General features: G+C 68.0%; 16 protein-coding genes. 7 read left to right on the forward strand and 9 right to left on the reverse strand.

The window, feature by feature from the left end; all coding sequences use genetic code 11:
* Position 1: 1 nt before the first annotated feature.
* From BMW72_RS07550 to fdxA, 5 genes are read left to right on the forward strand one after another with little or no spacing between them, the layout of a single operon-like run.
* Positions 2-1,414 carry a sulfate adenylyltransferase subunit 1 gene (locus BMW72_RS07550; RefSeq protein ID WP_092108934.1) on the forward strand — a complete coding sequence of 471 codons (1,413 nt, stop codon included), beginning with the start codon at positions 2-4 and terminating at the stop codon, positions 1,412-1,414.
* Positions 1,411-2,193 carry an ABC transporter ATP-binding protein gene (locus BMW72_RS07555; RefSeq protein WP_092108936.1) on the forward strand — a complete coding sequence of 261 codons (783 nt, stop codon included), beginning with the start codon at positions 1,411-1,413 and terminating at the stop codon, positions 2,191-2,193. The genes BMW72_RS07550 and BMW72_RS07555 overlap by 4 nt, the downstream gene beginning before the upstream one ends.
* A complete protein-coding gene (locus BMW72_RS07560) occupies positions 2,183-3,088 on the forward strand; it encodes an ABC transporter permease (RefSeq protein WP_092108939.1) in 906 nt (301 codons plus the stop codon). Before BMW72_RS07555 ends, BMW72_RS07560 begins: the two co-directional genes overlap by 11 nt.
* A gap of 49 nt (positions 3,089-3,137) precedes the next feature.
* Positions 3,138-4,538, forward strand: a complete 1,401-nt coding sequence (locus tag BMW72_RS07565; RefSeq protein WP_092108942.1) for an FAD-dependent oxidoreductase — start codon at positions 3,138-3,140, stop codon at positions 4,536-4,538.
* Positions 4,535-4,852 (forward strand): ferredoxin, encoded by a 318-nt coding sequence (gene fdxA / locus BMW72_RS07570; protein WP_092108944.1) that lies wholly within the window; start codon positions 4,535-4,537, stop codon positions 4,850-4,852. The genes BMW72_RS07565 and fdxA overlap by 4 nt, the downstream gene beginning before the upstream one ends.
* Before the next feature lie 167 nt (positions 4,853-5,019).
* Here fdxA and BMW72_RS07575 read toward each other — a convergent pair whose 3' ends face one another.
* A complete protein-coding gene (locus BMW72_RS07575; RefSeq protein WP_092108947.1) occupies positions 5,020-8,751 on the reverse strand; it encodes an AAA family ATPase in 3,732 nt (1,243 codons plus the stop codon).
* Between the two features lie 216 nt (positions 8,752-8,967).
* On the opposite strand from BMW72_RS07575, the gene BMW72_RS18685 reads away from it, so the two are divergent.
* Both BMW72_RS18685 and BMW72_RS07580 read left to right on the forward strand, forming a co-directional pair.
* A complete protein-coding gene (locus BMW72_RS18685; RefSeq protein ID WP_166787797.1) occupies positions 8,968-9,198 on the forward strand; it encodes a hypothetical protein in 231 nt (76 codons plus the stop codon).
* The gene (locus tag BMW72_RS07580; protein WP_166787798.1) at positions 9,149-10,039 is read left to right on the forward strand and encodes a GNAT family N-acetyltransferase; all 891 of its coding nucleotides are present in this window, start codon (positions 9,149-9,151) and stop codon (positions 10,037-10,039) included. Before BMW72_RS18685 ends, BMW72_RS07580 begins: the two co-directional genes overlap by 50 nt.
* A gap of 10 nt (positions 10,040-10,049) precedes the next feature.
* Here BMW72_RS07580 and mutM read toward each other — a convergent pair whose 3' ends face one another.
* The 8 genes from mutM to coaD all read right to left on the reverse strand — a co-directional run bounded on the left by mutM (position 10,050) and on the right by coaD (position 17,969).
* Entirely contained in the window at positions 10,050-10,961 is a 912-nt protein-coding gene (gene mutM / locus BMW72_RS07585; protein ID WP_092108953.1) for a bifunctional DNA-formamidopyrimidine glycosylase/DNA-(apurinic or apyrimidinic site) lyase, read from the reverse strand.
* A 10-nt stretch (positions 10,962-10,971) separates the two neighbouring features.
* Positions 10,972-11,664, reverse strand: coding sequence for a ribonuclease III (gene rnc / locus BMW72_RS07590; RefSeq protein WP_092108956.1), 693 nt, complete (start codon positions 11,662-11,664; stop codon positions 10,972-10,974).
* Positions 11,665-11,736: 72 nt separating this feature from the next.
* Positions 11,737-11,940, reverse strand: a complete 204-nt coding sequence (gene rpmF / locus BMW72_RS07595) for a 50S ribosomal protein L32 (protein WP_092108959.1) — start codon at positions 11,938-11,940, stop codon at positions 11,737-11,739.
* Between the two features lie 2 nt (positions 11,941-11,942).
* On the reverse strand, positions 11,943-12,530 hold the full coding sequence (locus BMW72_RS07600; RefSeq protein ID WP_241984028.1) for a YceD family protein: 588 nt from the start codon (positions 12,528-12,530) through the stop codon (positions 11,943-11,945).
* Between the two features lie 37 nt (positions 12,531-12,567).
* Entirely contained in the window at positions 12,568-14,970 is a 2,403-nt protein-coding gene (locus BMW72_RS07605; RefSeq protein WP_092108962.1) for a transglutaminase TgpA family protein, read from the reverse strand.
* On the reverse strand, positions 14,963-16,348 hold the full coding sequence (locus BMW72_RS07610) for a DUF58 domain-containing protein (protein ID WP_092108965.1): 1,386 nt from the start codon (positions 16,346-16,348) through the stop codon (positions 14,963-14,965). The genes BMW72_RS07605 and BMW72_RS07610 overlap by 8 nt, the downstream gene beginning before the upstream one ends.
* 2 nt (positions 16,349-16,350) lie before the next feature.
* A complete protein-coding gene (locus tag BMW72_RS07615; RefSeq protein WP_174721738.1) occupies positions 16,351-17,346 on the reverse strand; it encodes an AAA family ATPase in 996 nt (331 codons plus the stop codon).
* A 134-nt stretch (positions 17,347-17,480) separates the two neighbouring features.
* Positions 17,481-17,969, reverse strand: a complete 489-nt coding sequence (gene coaD / locus BMW72_RS07620; protein WP_174721735.1) for a pantetheine-phosphate adenylyltransferase — start codon at positions 17,967-17,969, stop codon at positions 17,481-17,483.
* Positions 17,970-17,993 lie beyond the last annotated feature (24 nt).

A 17,993-nucleotide genomic window follows, 5' to 3' on the forward strand; every position in this document is an offset into this window, starting at 1 on the left:
GATGACCCTCACCATTGACACCCAGGCCAGCACCGAGAACGACATCGTCGCCGCCCCCGAAGGCACCCTGTTTCGTTTCGCGACGGCCGGCTCGGTCGACGACGGCAAGTCCACCCTCGTGGGTCGGCTGCTGCACGATTCCAAGGCCATCCTCGCCGACCAGCTCGAAGCGGTCACCCGTACCTCCACCGAGCGCGGCTTCGGCGGCGAGAGCGGCGGAATCGACTTCGCCCTGCTGACCGACGGCCTGCGCGCCGAACGCGAACAGGGCATCACCATCGACGTGGCCTACCGCTATTTCGCGACGCCCGCCCGCTCGTTCATTCTCGCCGACTGCCCCGGCCACGTGCAGTACACCCGCAACATGGTCACCGGCGCCACCACAGCGGATGCCGTCATCATGCTCATCGACGCCCGCAAGGGTGTGCTCGAGCAGACCCGCCGGCACCTCAGCGTCGTCGCCCTGCTGCGGGTGCCGCACGTGATCGTCGCGGTCAACAAGATCGACCTGTTGGACTACGACGAGGCCGCCTACCGGGAGGTGGAGGCATCCGTTCGCCTGGTCACCGCCGAACTCGGCATCGCTGAGGTGCTCGTCATTCCGGTGTCGGCCCTGGTCGGCGACAACGTCGTCGACCGTTCCGAGCGCACCCCGTGGTATGCCGGACCGAGCCTGCTCGAACTGCTCGAAACCCTCACCGTGATCGACGACCTCGACGAGCGCGGGCAGGCCACCGAGGCGTTCCGCCTGCCGGTGCAGCTCGTGCTGCGACCGCAGGGCGCGGTCGTCGTGGCCCCGGAACTGGCCGATTCCTACCGCGATTACCGGGCCTACGCCGGGCAGGTCGCCAGCGGCAGCATCAGGGTGGGCGACCCGGTGAGCGTCGAGCCCGGCGGCGGCACCAGCACCGTCACCGGTATCGACTTCGCGGGCGTCGCGCTCGAGGAGGCCTTCGCACCGCAGTCAGTTGCGCTGCGCCTGGCCGATGACCTCGACATTGCCCGCGGCGCCGTGATCGCCGCCGCCGGCACCCTGCCGCCGATCACGCGCACCCTGACGGCCGACCTGTTCTGGCTCGACCCGCGCCCGCTCGCCCCGGGCGCCCGCGTGCTCCTGAAATTCGGCACGACCGTCGTGCAGGCCCTGATCAGCGCCGTCACCGGGCGCCTCGACCTCAGCACGCTCGCCGTTGAACCGGCCACAGCCCTGGCCGTGAACGATATCGGGCAGGCCAGCATCCGCTTGTCCCGCGATTTGCCCGTGGAGCGCTACACGCAGAACCGCCGCTCCGGCGCTTTCCTGGTGATCCACCCGCAGGACGGCGCGACCCTCGCCGCCGGCATCGTCACCGCGCCCGGCGAGCCCACCCGCGCCGGCGACGGCTCGGGCGCCGGCTCGGAGGTGTCACCGTGACCACCGTGTCTGTAGCCCCGGCCCCGACCCGTGCCGCGCTCGAGCCGGCCGCGATCTCGATCGATGCCCTCGGCAAGCGCTACGGCACCGGGCCGCTCGTGCTCGACGACATCAACCTGTCGGTCCCGGCCGGCCAGTTCGTCTGCCTGCTCGGGGCGAGCGGATGCGGCAAGTCCACGCTGCTGAACATCATCGCCGGCCTGGAGAAACCGACCGTGGGCGCCGTCACCGTGGCGAGCGGCAAAGCCGCCGTCATGTTCCAGGACGCAGCCCTGTTCCCCTGGCTGACCGCCGGCCGCAACGTGGAACTCGCCCTGAAACTTCGTGGTGTGCCGCGCAAAGAACGCCGGGCCGAGGCCCTCGAATTGCTCGACCTGGTCAACCTCGCCGACGCCGCCGACAAACGTCCCCATGAACTGTCCGGCGGCATGCGGCAGCGTGTGGCGCTCGCCCGCTCGCTCGCGCAGGACCGCAAGGTGCTGCTCATGGACGAACCGTTCGCCGCACTCGACGCCATCACCCGCGACCTGCTGCACGAAGAACTGGAACGGGTCTGGCGCCAAACCGGCCGCACCATCGTCTTCGTCACCCACAACGTGCGGGAGGCCGCGCGACTGGGCGAACGTATTCTGTTGATGTCGTCGCGCCCCGGGCGCATCGTCAACGAGTGGACCATCACCGACACCGGCTCCCGCCGCATCGAATCCCCCGAAGTCGCCCGCCTGGGCGACGAGATCACCGACCAGCTGCGAGAGGAGATCCGCCGCAATGCCGCTTGAGCCTGCCACCATCAAGGCGCACGACCCCGGCCACGACGAACTCCGCCGCCTCGAAGCCGGCCTGGATTCACTGCAGGCCGTTCCCGAAACACCCCGCGGCGCCTTTCGCCGCACCCTCGACGGTGTCGTGCCGCCGATTCTGCTGCTGATCGCGCTCGTCGCGGCCTGGCAGGTCTACATTCTCGTCGCCAAGCCCCGGCCCGACCTGATTCCCGGCCCCCTCGACGTCTTCGCCGCGCTGGCCAGCGCGTGGAACAGCGACCGACTCCAGCTCGCTGTCACGACGAGCCTCGAACGAGGCGGGCTGGGTTTTCTTCTGGCCGTCGCCATCGGCACGCCGATCGGGCTGTTGCTCGCCGAATGCCGCCCGGTGCGACGCGCCGTCGGCCCGCTGCTCTCCGGCCTGCAGGTGCTCCCCTCGGTTGCCTGGGTGCCCGCCGCCATCATCTGGTTCGGTCTCACCGACGCCACCGTCTACTTCGTCATCCTGATGGGCGCGGTGCCGTCGATCGCCAACGGCCTCGTCTCCGGGGTCGACCAGATTCCGCCGCAGCTGCGCCGCGTCGGGACCGTGCTCGGCGCCTCACGCTTCGAGATGGCCACCCTCGTGGTGCTGCCGGCCGCCCTGCCGGGCTATTTCTCCGGCCTCAAACAGGGGTGGGCCTTCGCCTGGCGTTCCCTGATGGCCGCCGAGATCATCACTCAGGGCGGCACGATCGGCTTCGGCCTCGGTTCCATGCTCGACCAGAGCCGCGTCCTGGCCGACCTGTCCGGCGTGCTGGCGACGATCCTGGTGATTCTGTTTGTCGGTATTCTGGTCGAACTCGTCGTCTTCGCTCCGATCGAGCGACGTCTGCTGCGCCGCCGCGGACTCATGGCCGCCGGCCTGCGCTGACCGCGCGCATCCACTTTTCTGCTTCTTCTCGCTGTTTGAAAGGCCTGTCATGACCCCCGCTCTCTCTGCCCTGCGCGTTGCCATCATCGGTGCCGGCCCGGCCGGTATCTACGCCGGAAATATTCTGAACCGGCTGGGGCAGGAGGCCGGGCAGGAGGTGGCCATCGACCTGTTCGACTCGCTGCCCACGCCGTACGGACTCATCCGCTACGGTGTCGCCCCCGACCACCCCCGCATCAAGGGCATCGTCAAGTCGTTGCAGGAGATGCTCGACGCAGGCAGCATTCGTTTCATTGGCAACGTCACCTACGGCACCGACCTGACCCTGGCCGACCTGCGCGAGCACTACCACGCGGTCATCTTCGCGACCGGAGCCATTCTCGACGCGCCGCTCGTCATTCCCGGCATCGACCTGCCCGGCTCGTTCGGCGCCGCCGACTTCGTCTCCTGGTACGACGGCCACCCCGACGTGCCGCTCACGTGGCCGCTCGACGCGACCGATGTGGCCGTGATCGGCAACGGCAATGTGGCCCTCGACGTGGCCCGCATCCTGGCCAAGCACGCCGACGACCTGCTCACCACCGACATCCCCGCCTCGGTCTACGCTGGCCTCGCCGGATCCCCGGTCACCGACGTGCACGTATTCGGCCGTCGCGGACCGTCGCAGGTGAAATTCACGCCGATCGAGCTGCGGGAGCTCGCCGATATTCCCGACGTCGACCTCGTCGTCTACGCCGAGGACTTCACGCCCGATTCGCACAGCGAACAGCTCGTGGCGAGCAACAACCAGGTGAAGATCATGACCCGCACGCTGAACGGATGGCTGACCAGGGTTCCGCAGGGTGCCTCGCGCCGCCTGCACCTGCACTTTCTGCACGCGCCGCTCGAGGTGTATGGCGACGGGCGGGTGGAAGGCATCCGCTTTGAACGCACCGAACACACCGGCGACGGCGGCGTGCGGGGTACCGGGCAGATCGTCGACTACCCGGTGCAGGCCGTCTACCGCGCGGTCGGCTACCGCGGCAGCGCCCTGACCGAGGTGCCGTTCGACGCCGTACGCGGTGTCATTCCCAACGACGGCGGGCGAGTGCTCGATGCGGCCGGCGAGCCTCTGCCGGGTCTTTACGCCACCGGCTGGATCAAGCGGGGCCCGGTGGGTCTCATCGGCCACACCAAGGGCGACGCCCTCGAGACCATCACCCGGCTCGTCGAAGACCTGCCCGCGCTCGTCGCCGGCGACCGAGCGTTCAGCACGGCGGATACGATTCTGGCCCTGCTGGACGAACGCGGGGTGGAATTCACCACCTGGGCCGGCTGGCAGACGCTCGACGCCCACGAACGGCTGCTGGGCACCCAGGATCTGGTCACGCCCGGCCGGGAGCGCGTCAAGGTGATCTCCCGAGCCGAACAGGTGTCCATTTCGCGCACGGAAGCGTTGCTGACCCTGTGACCTATGTGATCGCTCTGCCCTGCGTTGATGTGAAAGATCGTGCCTGCATCGACGAATGCCCGGTGGACTGCATTTACGAGGGCGAACGCTCCCTCTATATCCACCCGGACGAGTGCGTCGACTGCGGAGCCTGCGAACCGGTTTGCCCGGTCGAGGCCATCTACTACGAAGATGACCTGCCCGAACAGTGGGCCGACTACTACAAAGCCAACGTCGAATTCTTCGACGACCTCGGCTCCCCGGGCGGCGCAGCCAAGATCGGCGTACTCGCCAAAGACCACCCCGTCATCTCCGCACTGCCGCCGCAGGCTTAAGTCAGGGTCGGGCGCCGCGGTGGTCGGGGCCGGGCCGCGGTTGCGGAGTCGCGGCGTCGGTCGCGGCCTCGGTCGTCATGACCGCGCCCGAAATCGATGGCCGCTACGGTAATCGCCGTACGGCCACCCGTATTGGGCGCGGCCACGGCCCACGCCCGGCGGGAGGATCAGCCCAGCGCCGCGGCCGGCCGCTGATCTGCGCGGGCGCCGACGCGCTGGCCGACCACGGCGCTGACCCCGTCGTGCCGCATGCTGACGCCGTAGAGGGCATCGGCTATTTCCATGGTGCGTTTTTGGTGGGTGATCACAATGAGCTGGCTGCTCTCGCGCAGGTCTTCGAAGATGGTCAGCAGGCGGCCGAGGTTGGCGTCGTCGAGGGCCGCTTCGACTTCGTCCATGATGTAGAACGGGCTCGGGCGGGCCTTGAAGATGGCGATCAACAGCGCCACGGCCGCGAGCGAGCGTTCGCCGCCGGAGAGCAGGGAGAGACGCTCGATCTTCTTGCCGGCCGGTTTGACCGACACCTCGATGCCGGTGGTCAGCAGATCGTCGGGGTCGGTGAGCCAGATGCTGCCGCTGCCGCCGGGAAACAGCACCGGGAATACCTCGGCGAACGCCGCCTGGGTGTCGTCGAAGGCGGCCCCGAAGATGGTCTGCATCTTCGCGTCGATGTCGGTGATGATGGTGAGCAGGTCGCTGCGGGTTTCGGTCAGGTCGGTGAGCTGCTCGGTGAGAAATTTGTGCCGCTGTTCGAGGGCAGCGAATTCTTCGAGCGCAAGCGGGTTGACCCGGCCCAGCTGACCGAGCTTGCGTTCGGCGACAGCGAACCGTTTCTGCTGCTCGGCCCGGTCGAAGCGGATGCCGGCGGTCGCGCTGCGGGCGTCGGCGTCACTGTCACCGATGTCGGTGACGGTGTCGGTGTTGCTGTCGTGGTCGCCTGCGCTGCCGGGCGTGCCATCGGCTCGGATGAGCTGGTCCGGCCCGTATTCACCGACCAGCACAGCTTCGGTCAGGCCGAGCTCGCTGCCGGCCCGTTCCAGCAGGGCTGACAGATGCAGTTTCTTCTCGTAGATTTCCAGTTCGAGGCCGTGCACGTTCTCGGTGATGGAGGCAAGCCGCTCTCGCAGGGCGTTCTGCTCGCGCCGCAGCTGCTGCAGCTCGGTGTTCTGGCTTGCTCGGTCAGCCTCGGCGCTGGCCAGCTGGAGTTGCGCGGCCGCGACCGAGCGGTCAGCCGCGGCGAGCACGGCGGGGAGCGCTTCGGCGACCCGGGAGGCGGCATCCACTTGGCGGCGACGGATGACGGCGCGGCGCGCGGCAGCGGCGGCTTTGATTCGATCGGCCTCGAGCTGCTCGGTGAGGGTCGCCACCTGCAGCTCTCCGGCGCGCACTCGTTCGCGGGCGGTTTCCACCTGCAACCGGGTCTCAACCTCGGTTTCGCGAGCCGCCTCGAGCTCGGTGTAGAGCGCGTCGCGGACAGTCGCGTCGAGGATGGGTCGTGGCTGCGACCGGGCGTTCGCCAGGGCGGCAGCGGCGCGTGCGGCGTCGGCCTCGGCCTCGGTGACGGCTGAGCTGGCAAGCTCGAGGGCGGTACCGACCCGGTCGACGTCGGCGGCGGCCGCATCGGCCTGCACCACGAGTCGGCCTCGACGCTCCGTGAGGGCGGCGAGCTGGGTCTCGCCGGCGCGCAGCGCAGCTCGGGCACGCACCGACTGCTCTTTGTGTGCCTGCAACAGGGTGCGCTGTTCGGCGAAATCAAACCGCGCCCGCTCGATCAGCACCGTGACCGTTGCGAGCCTCTCGGCGGCGATATCACGTTCGGCGACGAGTTCGAGCTTGCTCTGCCGGGCACCGGACCCACCACGCACGACCCACGGGCTGACAACCTCGCCGGCGAGGGTGATGACGGTGAGGCTGTCGGGCAGCGAGGCGGAGCAGGCCAGCGCGAGATCGTCGACGATGACGGTCTGGGCGAGAAGGCCGCGCACACCCGCCGGACCGTCGATAATCGAGGTCGCCCATCGGACGCCGGCCAGCGCACCGAGATCCCATGGTGCATCGCCGGTCAGACCGGCGGGAGCCCTGGTCGGTGCATTCCCGGTCGGATCGACGCTCGCCCTATCGGCACTCGAACCAGCACCAGCACCAGCACCAGCACCAGCACCAACATCGGCATCGGCATCGGCATCGGCATCGGCATCGGCATCGGCCACGATCAGCTCGACCCGCCCGAAATCGTTGCGGGCGGCCAGCCCGATCGCGCCGAGGGCGGCGTCGCGGTTCTCGGCGAGCACGGCATCGGCGAGGGAGCCCAGCGCGGCGGCGATCGCCGCTTCGAATCCCGGCTGCACCCGCACGTGGTCGGCCACGAGACCGCGAATGCCGGTCAGCTGCGCGGCGAGCAGCGCGGAGGAGCCGTCTTTCTGGTCGAGGGCGAGGGAGAAAGCACCCTGCCGGGCCGCCTGGGCGTCGCGTTCCCGTTCGTGCTGGTGCAGCTCATCGCGCAGGCGCTCCACCTCCACCTCAACGCGCTGCACCGCGGCCTGCGCCCGTTCGAAGGTTTCGGCCAGCTCGCCCGAATCGGGCTCGCCAGCGGGAACTGAAGCCGGCAGCTCGTCGAGCTGCAGCTGGGCCTTATGGCTGCGGTCTGTCGCGGCGTCCCGGGCGTTCTGCTGCCGCAGGTGTTCACCGCGCACGGCCGCAAGTCGCGAAGATGCCGTCTCGGATTGCCCGGTCAGGTGGGAAATCTCCAGGTCGTGCCCGGAGACGAGCGCTGCCTGCGCCGCCAGGTCTTCGTCGACGGCATCGAGCCGCGACCGCGCGGCCGCGCTCTGCTGCCTGGCATCGTCGCAGGCACTCTGAGCCGCCCCAATGCCGGCGCGCAACTGCTCTACCTGAGCTGCCGACTCGGCCAGCATGGTTGGGGTGACATTGGACACCGGCGCGGTCGACTCTGCCTGCGCACCCAGCAGGGCCAGACGTTGGTTGGCCAGGGTGAACAGGCCGCGCAGACGCTGCTGTACGGATTCGAGCTCGTAACTGGTACGCCGGGCGAGGTCGACGGCATCGCCGACCTGAGCGAGTTCGAGCCGCTCGACGCGCCCGTGTTTCTGCGCGAGCTGTTCCTGCAGCACCACCCGTTCGGTATGGCGTTCACTCTCGATGCGATTGTGGGCATCGAGCGCGGTACGCAGCGTCACGACGTCATCGGCGAGCAACCGTGCTCGAGCGTCCCTGACGACAGCGGCGATGGTCTGCGCCTCGCGGGCGATTTCGGCCTGGTGGCCGAGGGGCTTGAGCTGGCGCCGGATCTCCCCGGCGAGGTCACTGAGCCGGGTGAGGTTGGTCTGCATCGCCTCGAGCTTGCGGAGGGTCTTCTCTTTGCGGCGTCGATGCTTGAGGATTCCGGCGGCTTCTTCTATGAAGCCGCGCCGTTCTTCGGGGCTCGCGCGCAGTACGGCGTCGAGCTGTCCCTGCCCCACGATGACGTGCATTTCACGGCCGAGGCCGGAGTCGCTGAGCAGCTCCTGCACATCGAGCAGCCGACAGGTGCGCCCGTTGATGGCATATTCACTCGCACCGTTGCGAAACAGCGTGCGCGAGATCGTGACTTCGGAGTAGTCGATCGGCAGGGCACCATCGGCGTTGTCGATGGTGAGAATGACCTCGGCCCGGCCGAGCGGCCCCCGGGTCGACGTACCGGCGAAGATGACGTCTTCCATCTTGCCGCCGCGCAGCGTTTTCACACCCTGCTCGCCCATCACCCAGGCGAGGGCGTCGACCACGTTGGACTTACCCGACCCGTTCGGACCGACCACACAGGTGACGCCGGGCTCGAACGCGAACGTCGTCGGCTGGGCGAACGATTTGAACCCCTTGAGGGTGAGGCTCTTCAGATACACCGGGCACCCTTTCGGTCGGTCGCGAGTGTGAGTCTTGGGCTAATTCAACGGTACCGTGCCCCACCGACACTGGCCGGGACATCCGCGCGGCGCGGAGTGTGGCGGGCGGAACTGCGGAGACATGCGTCATTCGGGCCTCCCCCAAACTGCGGTCGGCCGGCATAATTCTCCGCAGTTGGGCACGCACTGTTGCAGCACGGACTACTCTGGCGCACCATGAGCGACTTCTCGATCGACGAACTCGTCATTCCGGTGTCTGTCACCGCGCCCGGCTGGCCCGACTTCGAGGCCGTCGCCGAGCTGCGCAATGTCGTCGAAACGGAAGGCTTCGGCACAGCCGAGCTCAACGATTCGCCCGTCGAACTGCTTCCGGTCTGGCTCAACACATCCGAAGCGGATGTTCGTCGCCCGCGTCGGCGGCACCGTCGTGGCGCGGGCCACCTATGAAACCCTGCTCGACCAAAACGACGGCCACGCCTGGCTCGGCGTGCAGGTACTGCCGGCGTGGCGTCGTCGCGGCGTCGGCACCGCGCTCGCTGACCGGGTCGAGCGGGTCGCTGCCGCCGAGAACCGGCACGAGCTCATCGTCTACACGGCGTCAGCTGATGCTCCGGGCGAACGCCTGCCCGCTCCGACCGGCTTCGGGTCTGTTCCGCTGGGCAACCCCGAGGTGCGATTTCTGCTCTCCCGCGGCTACCGGCTGGAGCAGGTCGAACGCGGCAGCCGTCTCCCCCTGCCCGCCGACCCCGGCCTGATCCGACGCTTCCGAGCGGATGCCGCGGCGCACGCCGGCCGCGATTACACCGTGCACTCTTGGAGCGAGGGCACGCCCCCGCGCTGGCGTGACGACCTCGCCCTGCTCTACACGCGGATGAGCACCGATGCCCCGACTGCCGGACTCGAGGAGCCCGAAGATGTCTGGACGGCCGAGCGCCTGGTCGACGAAGAGGCGTCCCGCGCCGCCAGCCCGCGGCGCATCCTCACCGCCGCCGCGCTGCACCGGCCGAGCGGGCACCTCGTGGCGTTCACCCAGCTGTCGGTACCGGCCGAACCGGGCCGGTCGGTCAGTCAGGAGGACACCCTCGTGCTGCGCGAGCACCGCGGGCACCGGTTGGGCATGCTGTTGAAGACGGCGAATCTGGAATACCTGGCGCAGGAGAGCCCCGGGCATCCGTCGGTGACGACCTTCAACGCCGAGGAGAATCGGCACATGCTCGCGGTCAACGAAGCGCTCGGTTTCGTGCCGATGGGCTACGAGGGCGCCTGGAAACGTGTCGTGTCCGACTGACCTACCCGCACTAGCGCAGGCGCTGGCAGCGCGGACAGAAGTGCGAACCGCGATTCATGAACTGTTCGCGCACGATCAGGGTGCCGCAGCGGGAGCAGGGCGCACCCTGCCGCCCGTAGGCTTCGAGGCTGTGCGCAAAATAGCCGGACTGCCCATTCACGTTCACGTATTGGGCGTCGAAGCTCGTGCCGCCCTCGGCCAGGGCGCGGTGCAGAATGGCGCGCACGGCCGCGAGTAGTGCCGTGGCCTTCGCCCGCGACAGCGACGCGGCGGGCTGCTCGTAGTGGATGCGCGCGGCGAACAGCGCCTCGTCCGCATAGATATTGCCGATGCCGCTGATCACATTCTGGTCGAGCAGCGCCCGCTTGATGCCGGTGTTCTTACGGGCAAGAACCGCCAAGAACGTGCTCGACGAGAACGACGCATCAATCGGGTCGCGAGCAATGTGCGCGACCTGTGAGGGCAGGCGGCGCTGCCAGGCGGCATCCGTCTCCCCCGTTCCCCAATAGCCGCCCGGCAACCCGTCGGTGGTAGCCACCAGGCTGTCGACGGCCATGCTGCCGAAGATGCGCTGGTCGACGAAATTGACCCACAACTCGCCGTGGGTCGGGTGGTCAAGCGTCAAGCGGATGCGCAACATGCGATCCGCGGCGGCGCCCGGTGTGCGCAGCAGCACCTGGCCGCTCATGCCGAGGTGAATGACCAGGGCGCGGCCGCTGTCGAGCGGCAGCCACAGAAACTTGCCGCGGCGCACGGCGGCGAGAATTCGGCGTCCGCTGAGCTGCGCGGTGAAGGACTCGGCCGCCGGAACGTGCCGGCGCAGGGAGCGTTCGTCGAAGATTTCGACACCGGTGACGACGGCATCGGTGACGGCCGGTTGCAGTCCGGCGCGCACGACCTCGACTTCGGGGAGTTCGGGCATGACGAAAAAGTTACAGCGCGTTGAGCCCGTCGATGGCCTCGCGGGCTGCGGCCATCTCGGCGAACTTCTTGCTCGGCCCGACACCCTGGGCGGTGACCACGGTTCCGATCGCGACGGTTGCCACGAACACCTTGGAGTGATCCGGTCCGCTGGCTTCGAGCGTGTAGACGGGAACGCCGACGCCGGCACTGGCGGCGAGCTCCTGCAGAGCCGTTTTCGGGTCCATCGAGACACCGAAGTGGCCTGGTTCGGCCAGAAGCGGCGCGATCAGCCGCAGCACGAAGGCGGTGGCAACCTCGCCACCGGCGTCGAGAAAGGTCGCGCCGATGAGCGCTTCGACGGTGTCGGCCAGGATGGACGCCTTATCGCGACCGCCGGTGAGAATCTCACCACGACCGAGCCGGATGTATTCCCCCAGCCCCAGTCCGCGGGCGATCCGGGCGAGCGCCGCCGTCGACACCAGGCTGGCCCGGCGCTTGGCCAGGTGTCCCTCGTCGAGGTCGGGGTAGGTGCGATAGAGCATCACCGTGACGGCCTGACCCAGAATCGAGTCGCCGAGAAATTCCAGGCGCTCGTTGGTGGGGATGCCGCCATTTTCGTACGCAAACGACCGGTGGGTCAGAGCAAGCTCCAAAATCACCGGTTCAATCTGCACGCCGAGGGTCGCCAACAGGGGCGACCGCTCGGTCTTCACACTCTCCATCGATACATCTTCATTCACTTTCACCGACCGAGTTGCGGCCTGCTGGCGCTTTTGACAAGCGCAGAAGGTGTCTTAGATGTCGGCGACTTTACGGCCCTTGTATTCCATGAACAACGGGGTGCCGGTGGAGTCGGTGACAACCTTGGCGCGGTGCGGCAGGCTGTAAACGACCTTGCCGCCCTCCATGGTCTTCACGAGGGTGGGAGGCGTGGCCTTCCACTGCGCGCGACGCGAGTGGGTGTTGGAACGCGACATCTTGCGCTTCGGTACTGCCATGACTACTTCTCTTCTCTGTCTGAAACATGGGTGTCCGCACCCATGCCTGTGTTTGTGTCTATGCCCGTGTCTGTGGAAGCCGTAAACCCCGCAAGCGCTGACCACCGGGGATCGAGCGCGTCGTCGGAAACGAGTTCAGGTAGTTCGGCAAGCGGCTGCCCGGTCTCACTGTCAAGACCAGGGCAATCCCGCCGACATACTGGCTGGAACGGAAGTGCTAACACTACCGCGTCCCGGATCAAAGATTCCAAATCGACATGGTCGTCCAAAATCTCAAACTCGAAGGCTTCCTCCTGAGGATAACCGAAAAGCTCGGCAAACTGAACTCGAACGGGCAGGTCGATGTCTTTGAGGCACCGGCCGCACTCCCCGAGTGCCCGCGCGTAGACCTCGATACTCACCAGGATGCCCTCGTGCATCGCCTCGAGGCGCAGCTCGGTCGACAGGGTCGAGCCGGCTTTCACAGCCACGAGGCCGGCGCCGAGGTCATCGGGTACAACGATATCGAGGTGGCGTTCGTGCATGGTGCCCGGGCGGTTGATGAGGTCACGCACGTCGACCGTGTACGGCGTCTTCTTGAACTTAGTCACGGTCGTAAATTCTACGCTTTCTGCGTGGGTGCTCCGTTCAGGGGGCGAGCGCTCCGGTATGCCGTTCCCCGCGCAGCACCGCACCGAGGCTGGCGAACAATGAGGTCGGCGCAAACGTCGCCCGCAAACGGATGCAGACACTCGCGCCGGCGTGCAGCGCCCGCAGCACCAGGGTCAGGTCGGCGGCGAGGGTGTCCCCCCGTGCCGGTGTTCGGTCGAACCGTGATCGTTCCACCGCCAGCAGTACCCGTTCGAGCGCTTCCGTCGACGCGGGGTCGAGCGTTCCCAGCCGTTCCAGGCGGCCGGCGAAGGCTCGCGGCGTTTCGGTGACCGGTACCACGAGGCCGTGATCGAGACTGGTGTGCTGCAGTTCGGTCCAGGCGAGGCCCGCGCCGCCGCCGGCACTGCGGATGCGGCGCAAGCGGGAGCGGCGCAGCATCCGTCTGGCCGCTGCCGGCAGGAGAAGCACGAGCAGTCCCAGCACGCTCAAGCCGATGATGCCGAGCAAGTTGCTGGTATCGGCGCCCTGCGCTGACGCACCGCGTTCGAGTGCCGAATCATCGGCCAGCCGGTCGGCGCCGAGGCCGGGAGCGCTCGTGGAGGCGGCTCCGCCCGGCAAGGCTGTCGGGGTGTCAGCATCCACCGTCTGCTCGTAGTTGGGAACGGTACCGCGACCGGGTGTCGGCTCGAATTTCACCCAGCCGATGCCCACGAAGTACAGTTCCGGCCAGGCGTGCAGGTCGTGTGAATCCACGTCGTATCGCCCGCGGCCCTGCTCGAGGTCCTGCGACTTGACGCCGGGCAGGTAGCCGAGCGAAACCCGCGACGGAATGCCGAGGCTGCGCGCCATCGCTGCCATGGTCGCGGCGAAGTGCACGCAATAGCCGCGTTTTTCCTGCAGGAACACCCCGATGACATCTAATCCACCGCCGTCGTAGCCGTCTTCAACCGGAGCTTGTGTGTCGTAGGTGAAGGCGCTGCTGCGCAGGTAGGTCTGGAGTGCGATGGCGGCGTCGTAGCTCGTGGCGGTGTCGGCCGTCACCTGCCGGGCCGTTTCGTCGACGATCGGCGGCCGATTGACCGGGAGCTGCAGGTTTCCCAGAACGCTCGCCGGGTAGTCGGTGCTCGACTCTCTCAGCTGGTCGGCCGTTGGTTTGATCTCCAGTGACGACACCGTGTAATTCTGGCCGAGAGTGTTCGCGGTCGTGCTGGCGATCGCCCGGGTTCGACTGTCCCAATACCAGCGGCCGGTGAGCCCCTCGATGCTCGTTGCGCGGGCCGGCGCAGGCAGCCAGTGGCTGTTGACGCCGTCGATGACGATGGACGTCGACGCGTCCACCGTCTCGACGGTGGTGTCGAGCCCGAACGGCCGCTGAATATCATCGACGGTATTGCGGGTGTTCGCCCCGTCGATGCGCGCCGTCCAGTTCAAACCGATGACCTCGTCGAGCGTGAGCAGGGTGAAGTAGGGCTGCTCCGTGCCGGTCGAGGTGTAGTGAAAGGCTGGTCCGGCCTTGGGCCGGCGCAGGTCCTGCCCGAGATTGATCATGGGGCTCACCCCTCTGCCGAACAAGAGGCCGCCCGGCCGAGCCGTGACCAGCCCGCCGGCCGTGAACGCCGGGGCAACCGTGCTCAGAATCAGCGCGCCCACGATGGCGAGCGATCCCACGACGAGTGCGCCGCCGATCGGCCCCGGCCCGCGGCGCCGCGGCGCCCGAGAGGCTCGCGGTCCGGTCGCCGAAGTCGTTTGCTCCTGCGCGCGACGCACATACACGTCGACCCGCAACAGCAGCAGAAAAGCGATCGCGGCCACCACGAGCGCGGCCAGCTCGGCCCCGTCGTCGATGATGAATCCCGGCGCGAGCAGCGGCACGAGTGCGCCCGCCGCGCCGAGGGCAGGCCAGCGCAGGGTCACGGCGAGCAGGTCCATGAGCACGGCGATCAGTCCGGTGCCACCGGCCAACAAAAAGAGGATGCCGACGGTCACCTCAGCCGGCGTGCTCTGCTGCGCGATCGACGCCCCACCGGCGGCGACCAGTTCGGTGAACGTGCCGATGGTTTGCGGCGTCGGAATTAGCCAGAACAGTCCGGTGCCGCCGCTGAACAGCAGCGTCATCGTGCCAACGAGCACCACCGCGTTGGCCACCGGAACAATCGGGCGTGGCAACCCGAGCCGTCGAAACAGCGCGGACCCCAGCAGCACGGCAGCCCCCACCAGGGCAGAGACCCACCACCAGGCGCTGCCCCGCAGCAGTGGCCCGAGAGCCGCGCAGCAGATGAGCAGCAGCAGCAGCAGGCTGATGGCGAGCGGCCAGAGAGCGGCGTCACGGCCGCCGCGCCGAACGCGCGGCACCCGGGGCGAGGGCGCCGGGCGGCTCACGGGGAGAGGCACCGGGAGCGGCACCGGGAGCGGCACCGGTTTCGTGGCCAGGCTAGTCACGGCTGGCGCCTCGCTCCCCGCTCACGTCGTTCCATGCCTCTTCCAGGTCGTCGGTGCTGGCGAGCTCGATGCAGCGCCAGCCGGCCTCCTGCAGGCGTTGGCGGGCCGGAGCTGCGACGGTGCGCTGCACGAAGGCAACGGCGGGCTCACCGTGACGGGCGAGGGCGACCAGGCCGTCGACATCCGTTTCGGACACGCTCACGAGCAGCGCGAAGGTGGGCACCACGGGCTGCGCGCCCCGCAGCGCGGCGCGCACCGTGACCCGGCGCGCGGCGGCAAGGCGAGCGGTGCGACTCGGCCACGGCACCGGAACCACGCTCGAGAGGGCCTCGAGCAGGGCGCGATCACCGCCGGGAGCACGAAAAGTGGCTGGCGCGTCGCCGTGCAGCCCGCCCAGGGTCTGTTGGTCGCTCGGCAGCAACTGGCTGGCGCCGAGCTCGATCACTTCGAGGCGGTATCCGGCGTCGAGCAGGTGCACACCAACGGATGCCGCCAGCTCGATCTCGAGTTCGAAGGCGGCCGTAAGATGCGGTGGAACATGCCCGGCGCCCAGGCCGGCCGCTCCGGCCAGGGTCGTATCGAGCACAAGGCGGGCCTCCGGGTTGCTGCGCTGTTCCTCCTGGCGCACCATGATTTCACCGTGCCGGGCCGTGGCCGGCCAGTTCACCCGGCGCAGCGCATCGCCGGGACGGTACTCGCGGGCGATCAGTTCGTCGGAGGTGGGGGTGGCCTGACGAACCAGTTCCCGAATGGAGCCGTCGTTGCTGGACTGGGCCAGGCCGCTGCCGGGCAGGGGCGTCACCCGGGGTGTCACGATCAGGTCGTGGGGGGAACCGGCGTTTCGGTCACTGTGCGCCAAGCCGAACGGGTCCTCGCGAAACACGCGCAGGGGGCCGACCTCGTAGACGCCCCGATGGCGCGGCACGACGGTGTATTCGAGGTGCACGCTGTCGCCGGCCACACCGTTCCGGCTCACCAGCGCAAGGCTGACTGCCGGCGGAGTCTCGATGCCGGGTGACGGGGTATCGCACCACGAGGCACCCCCGAGCGGCGCTGCCGACAGATTGTGCAGGTGCAGAGTCACCATGCTCTCGCCGCCGACCGGCACGATCGGCGGCCGAAAGATGCGGGTCACCTCGACTCGTGCCGGGCGAAGCGATACATACGCGGCCGCGACCAGGGGCGCCACGACCAAGAGGCTGGCGACGAACAACAGGTCACGGCTGTTCACCAGCACCGCGTTGATGAACAGCACGACCCCGACGGCGAGAAAGAGCACGCCGCGCAGGGTGAGCCGCGTGGCGAATCGGGCGGCCAACCGCGTGAACCACTCGGCGTTGGCCGCCGACCCAAACTCTCGCACCCCGCGTGCCGCCATGACTACGACGTTCCGGTGGGACCCACGGGCCGAGGCGGAACGGCCCGTACCGCCGGCACTGATCGAGCGGATGCCCCACCCCCGACCGGTACGGGCGTATCGGCCAGGATCCGGCGCACGATGTCGTCGATCACCGGGCCGCTGTCCTGGTGGTGGTGGCCCAACGCGCGGCTGGTGGGCACCAGCCGATGGCCGAGGACGGCCACCGCGAGCGAGTCGATGTCGTCGGGCAACACGTAATCCCGACCGCTCAACGCGGCCTGAGCCTTCGCCGCACGAATCAGCTGCAGGGTCGCGCGCGGGCTGGCCCCGAGGCGCAGGTCGCGATCGTCGCGGGTGGCTCGAACCAGATTGACCGCATATTCCTTGACGGCAGCGGAGGCGTAGACCGCTCGCGCCGTGAGCATCATGTCCCGCAGGGTCTCCCCCGACACGACAGCCGAGATCAAGGCGAGCGGGCTGCCGGTGTCGCGCGAGTCGAGCATCGCAAGTTCGGAATCAGAGTCGGGATAGCCCATGGAAATGCGCGCCATGAACCGGTCGCGCTGGGCCTCCGGCAGGGCGTAGGTGCCTTCCATCTCGATCGGGTTCTGGGTGGCGATGACGGTGAAGGGCAGGGCGAGCGGGTAGGTGATGCCGTCGACGGTGACCTGGCGTTCCTCCATCGACTCCAGCAGTGCCGACTGGGTCTTCGGGCTCGCCCGGTTGATTTCGTCACCGATGACGATATTGGCGAAGACCGGGCCGGGTTTGAACTCGAACCGACGCTCGGCCTGGTTGAACACCGATACCCCGGTCACGTCGGAGGGCAGCAGGTCGGGGGTGAACTGGATTCGCCCGACGGTGCAGTCGACCGATCGGGCGAGGGCCTTCGCGAGCATGGTCTTGCCGACGCCGGGTACGTCCTCGATGAGCAGGTGGCCCTCGGCCAAAAGTACGGTCAAAGCGATCTGCACGGCCTCATGCTTGCCGTCGATGACCGTCTCGACATTGCGCATGATGGCAAGCCCGGCGGCCTGCAGCTCGTTGAGATCGGCGGCCGCATCACTGTCAAAGGGCACAGTGGCAGCCAATGGAACCGACGCCAGTTCCGCCCTGCTTGAATCGATGGAGGACCGAGTCGGTTTGCGGTTCATACCCGTGACCGCTCCAGGTATTCTGCAACGGCATGCGGAACATAGGGCGAGACGTCGCCGCCGAGGCTGGCCACCTGTCGCACCAGCGAGCTGGAGACGTGGGCGTTGGCGGGATCAGGCAGCAGAAACACCGTTTCAACAGCGGCGAGGTTGCGATTGACGATCGCCATCGGCGTCTCGTAGGCCACATCGACCTGCGAGCGGATGCCCTTCACCAGCACGCTCGCCCCGACGTCCATGCAGTAGTCCACGAGTAGTCCCATGCTCCAGCTGGCCACAACGATGTTGGTCGGCAGCCCGGCCTCTTTGATGGCCTGTTCCAGCAGCGAAACGCGCTGACTGATCGGTAACAGGGCCGACTTGTCGGGGTTGTGCACCACGAGCACATGGAGCTCGTCGAACAGGCCGGCCGCGCGATCGATCACGTCCAAGTGGCCCAGCGTGACGGGGTCAAATGATCCAGGGACAACGGCGATCCTGCGCATGATCACACCCTACTGCCACAGGCT

The sequence above is a fragment of the Cryobacterium luteum genome (assembly GCF_900110125.1).
In the GTDB taxonomy this organism is placed as follows: domain Bacteria; phylum Actinomycetota; class Actinomycetes; order Actinomycetales; family Microbacteriaceae; genus Cryobacterium; species Cryobacterium luteum.

Bases quoted from the DNA above. Each gene is read 5' to 3' on its own strand.
- BMW72_RS07550 (WP_092108934.1), top strand. From the start codon at position 2: ATGACCCTCACCATTGACACCCAGGCCAGCACCGAGAACGACATCGTC.
- BMW72_RS07560 (WP_092108939.1), top strand. From the start codon at position 2,183: ATGCCGCTTGAGCCTGCCACCATCAAGGCGCACGACCCCGGCCACGAC.
- BMW72_RS07565 (WP_092108942.1), top strand. From the start codon at position 3,138: ATGACCCCCGCTCTCTCTGCCCTGCGCGTTGCCATCATCGGTGCCGGC.
- BMW72_RS18685 (WP_166787797.1), top strand. From the start codon at position 8,968: ATGAGCGACTTCTCGATCGACGAACTCGTCATTCCGGTGTCTGTCACC.
- BMW72_RS07580 (WP_166787798.1), top strand. From the start codon at position 9,149: ATGTTCGTCGCCCGCGTCGGCGGCACCGTCGTGGCGCGGGCCACCTAT.
- mutM (WP_092108953.1), bottom strand. From the start codon at position 10,961: ATGCCCGAACTCCCCGAAGTCGAGGTCGTGCGCGCCGGACTGCAACCG.
- rnc (WP_092108956.1), bottom strand. From the start codon at position 11,664: ATGGAGAGTGTGAAGACCGAGCGGTCGCCCCTGTTGGCGACCCTCGGC.
- rpmF (WP_092108959.1), bottom strand. From the start codon at position 11,940: ATGGCAGTACCGAAGCGCAAGATGTCGCGTTCCAACACCCACTCGCGT.
- BMW72_RS07610 (WP_092108965.1), bottom strand. From the start codon at position 16,348: ATGGCGGCACGCGGGGTGCGAGAGTTTGGGTCGGCGGCCAACGCCGAG.
- BMW72_RS07615 (WP_174721738.1), bottom strand. From the start codon at position 17,346: ATGCGCAATGTCGAGACGGTCATCGACGGCAAGCATGAGGCCGTGCAG.
- coaD (WP_174721735.1), bottom strand. From the start codon at position 17,969: ATGCGCAGGATCGCCGTTGTCCCTGGATCATTTGACCCCGTCACGCTG.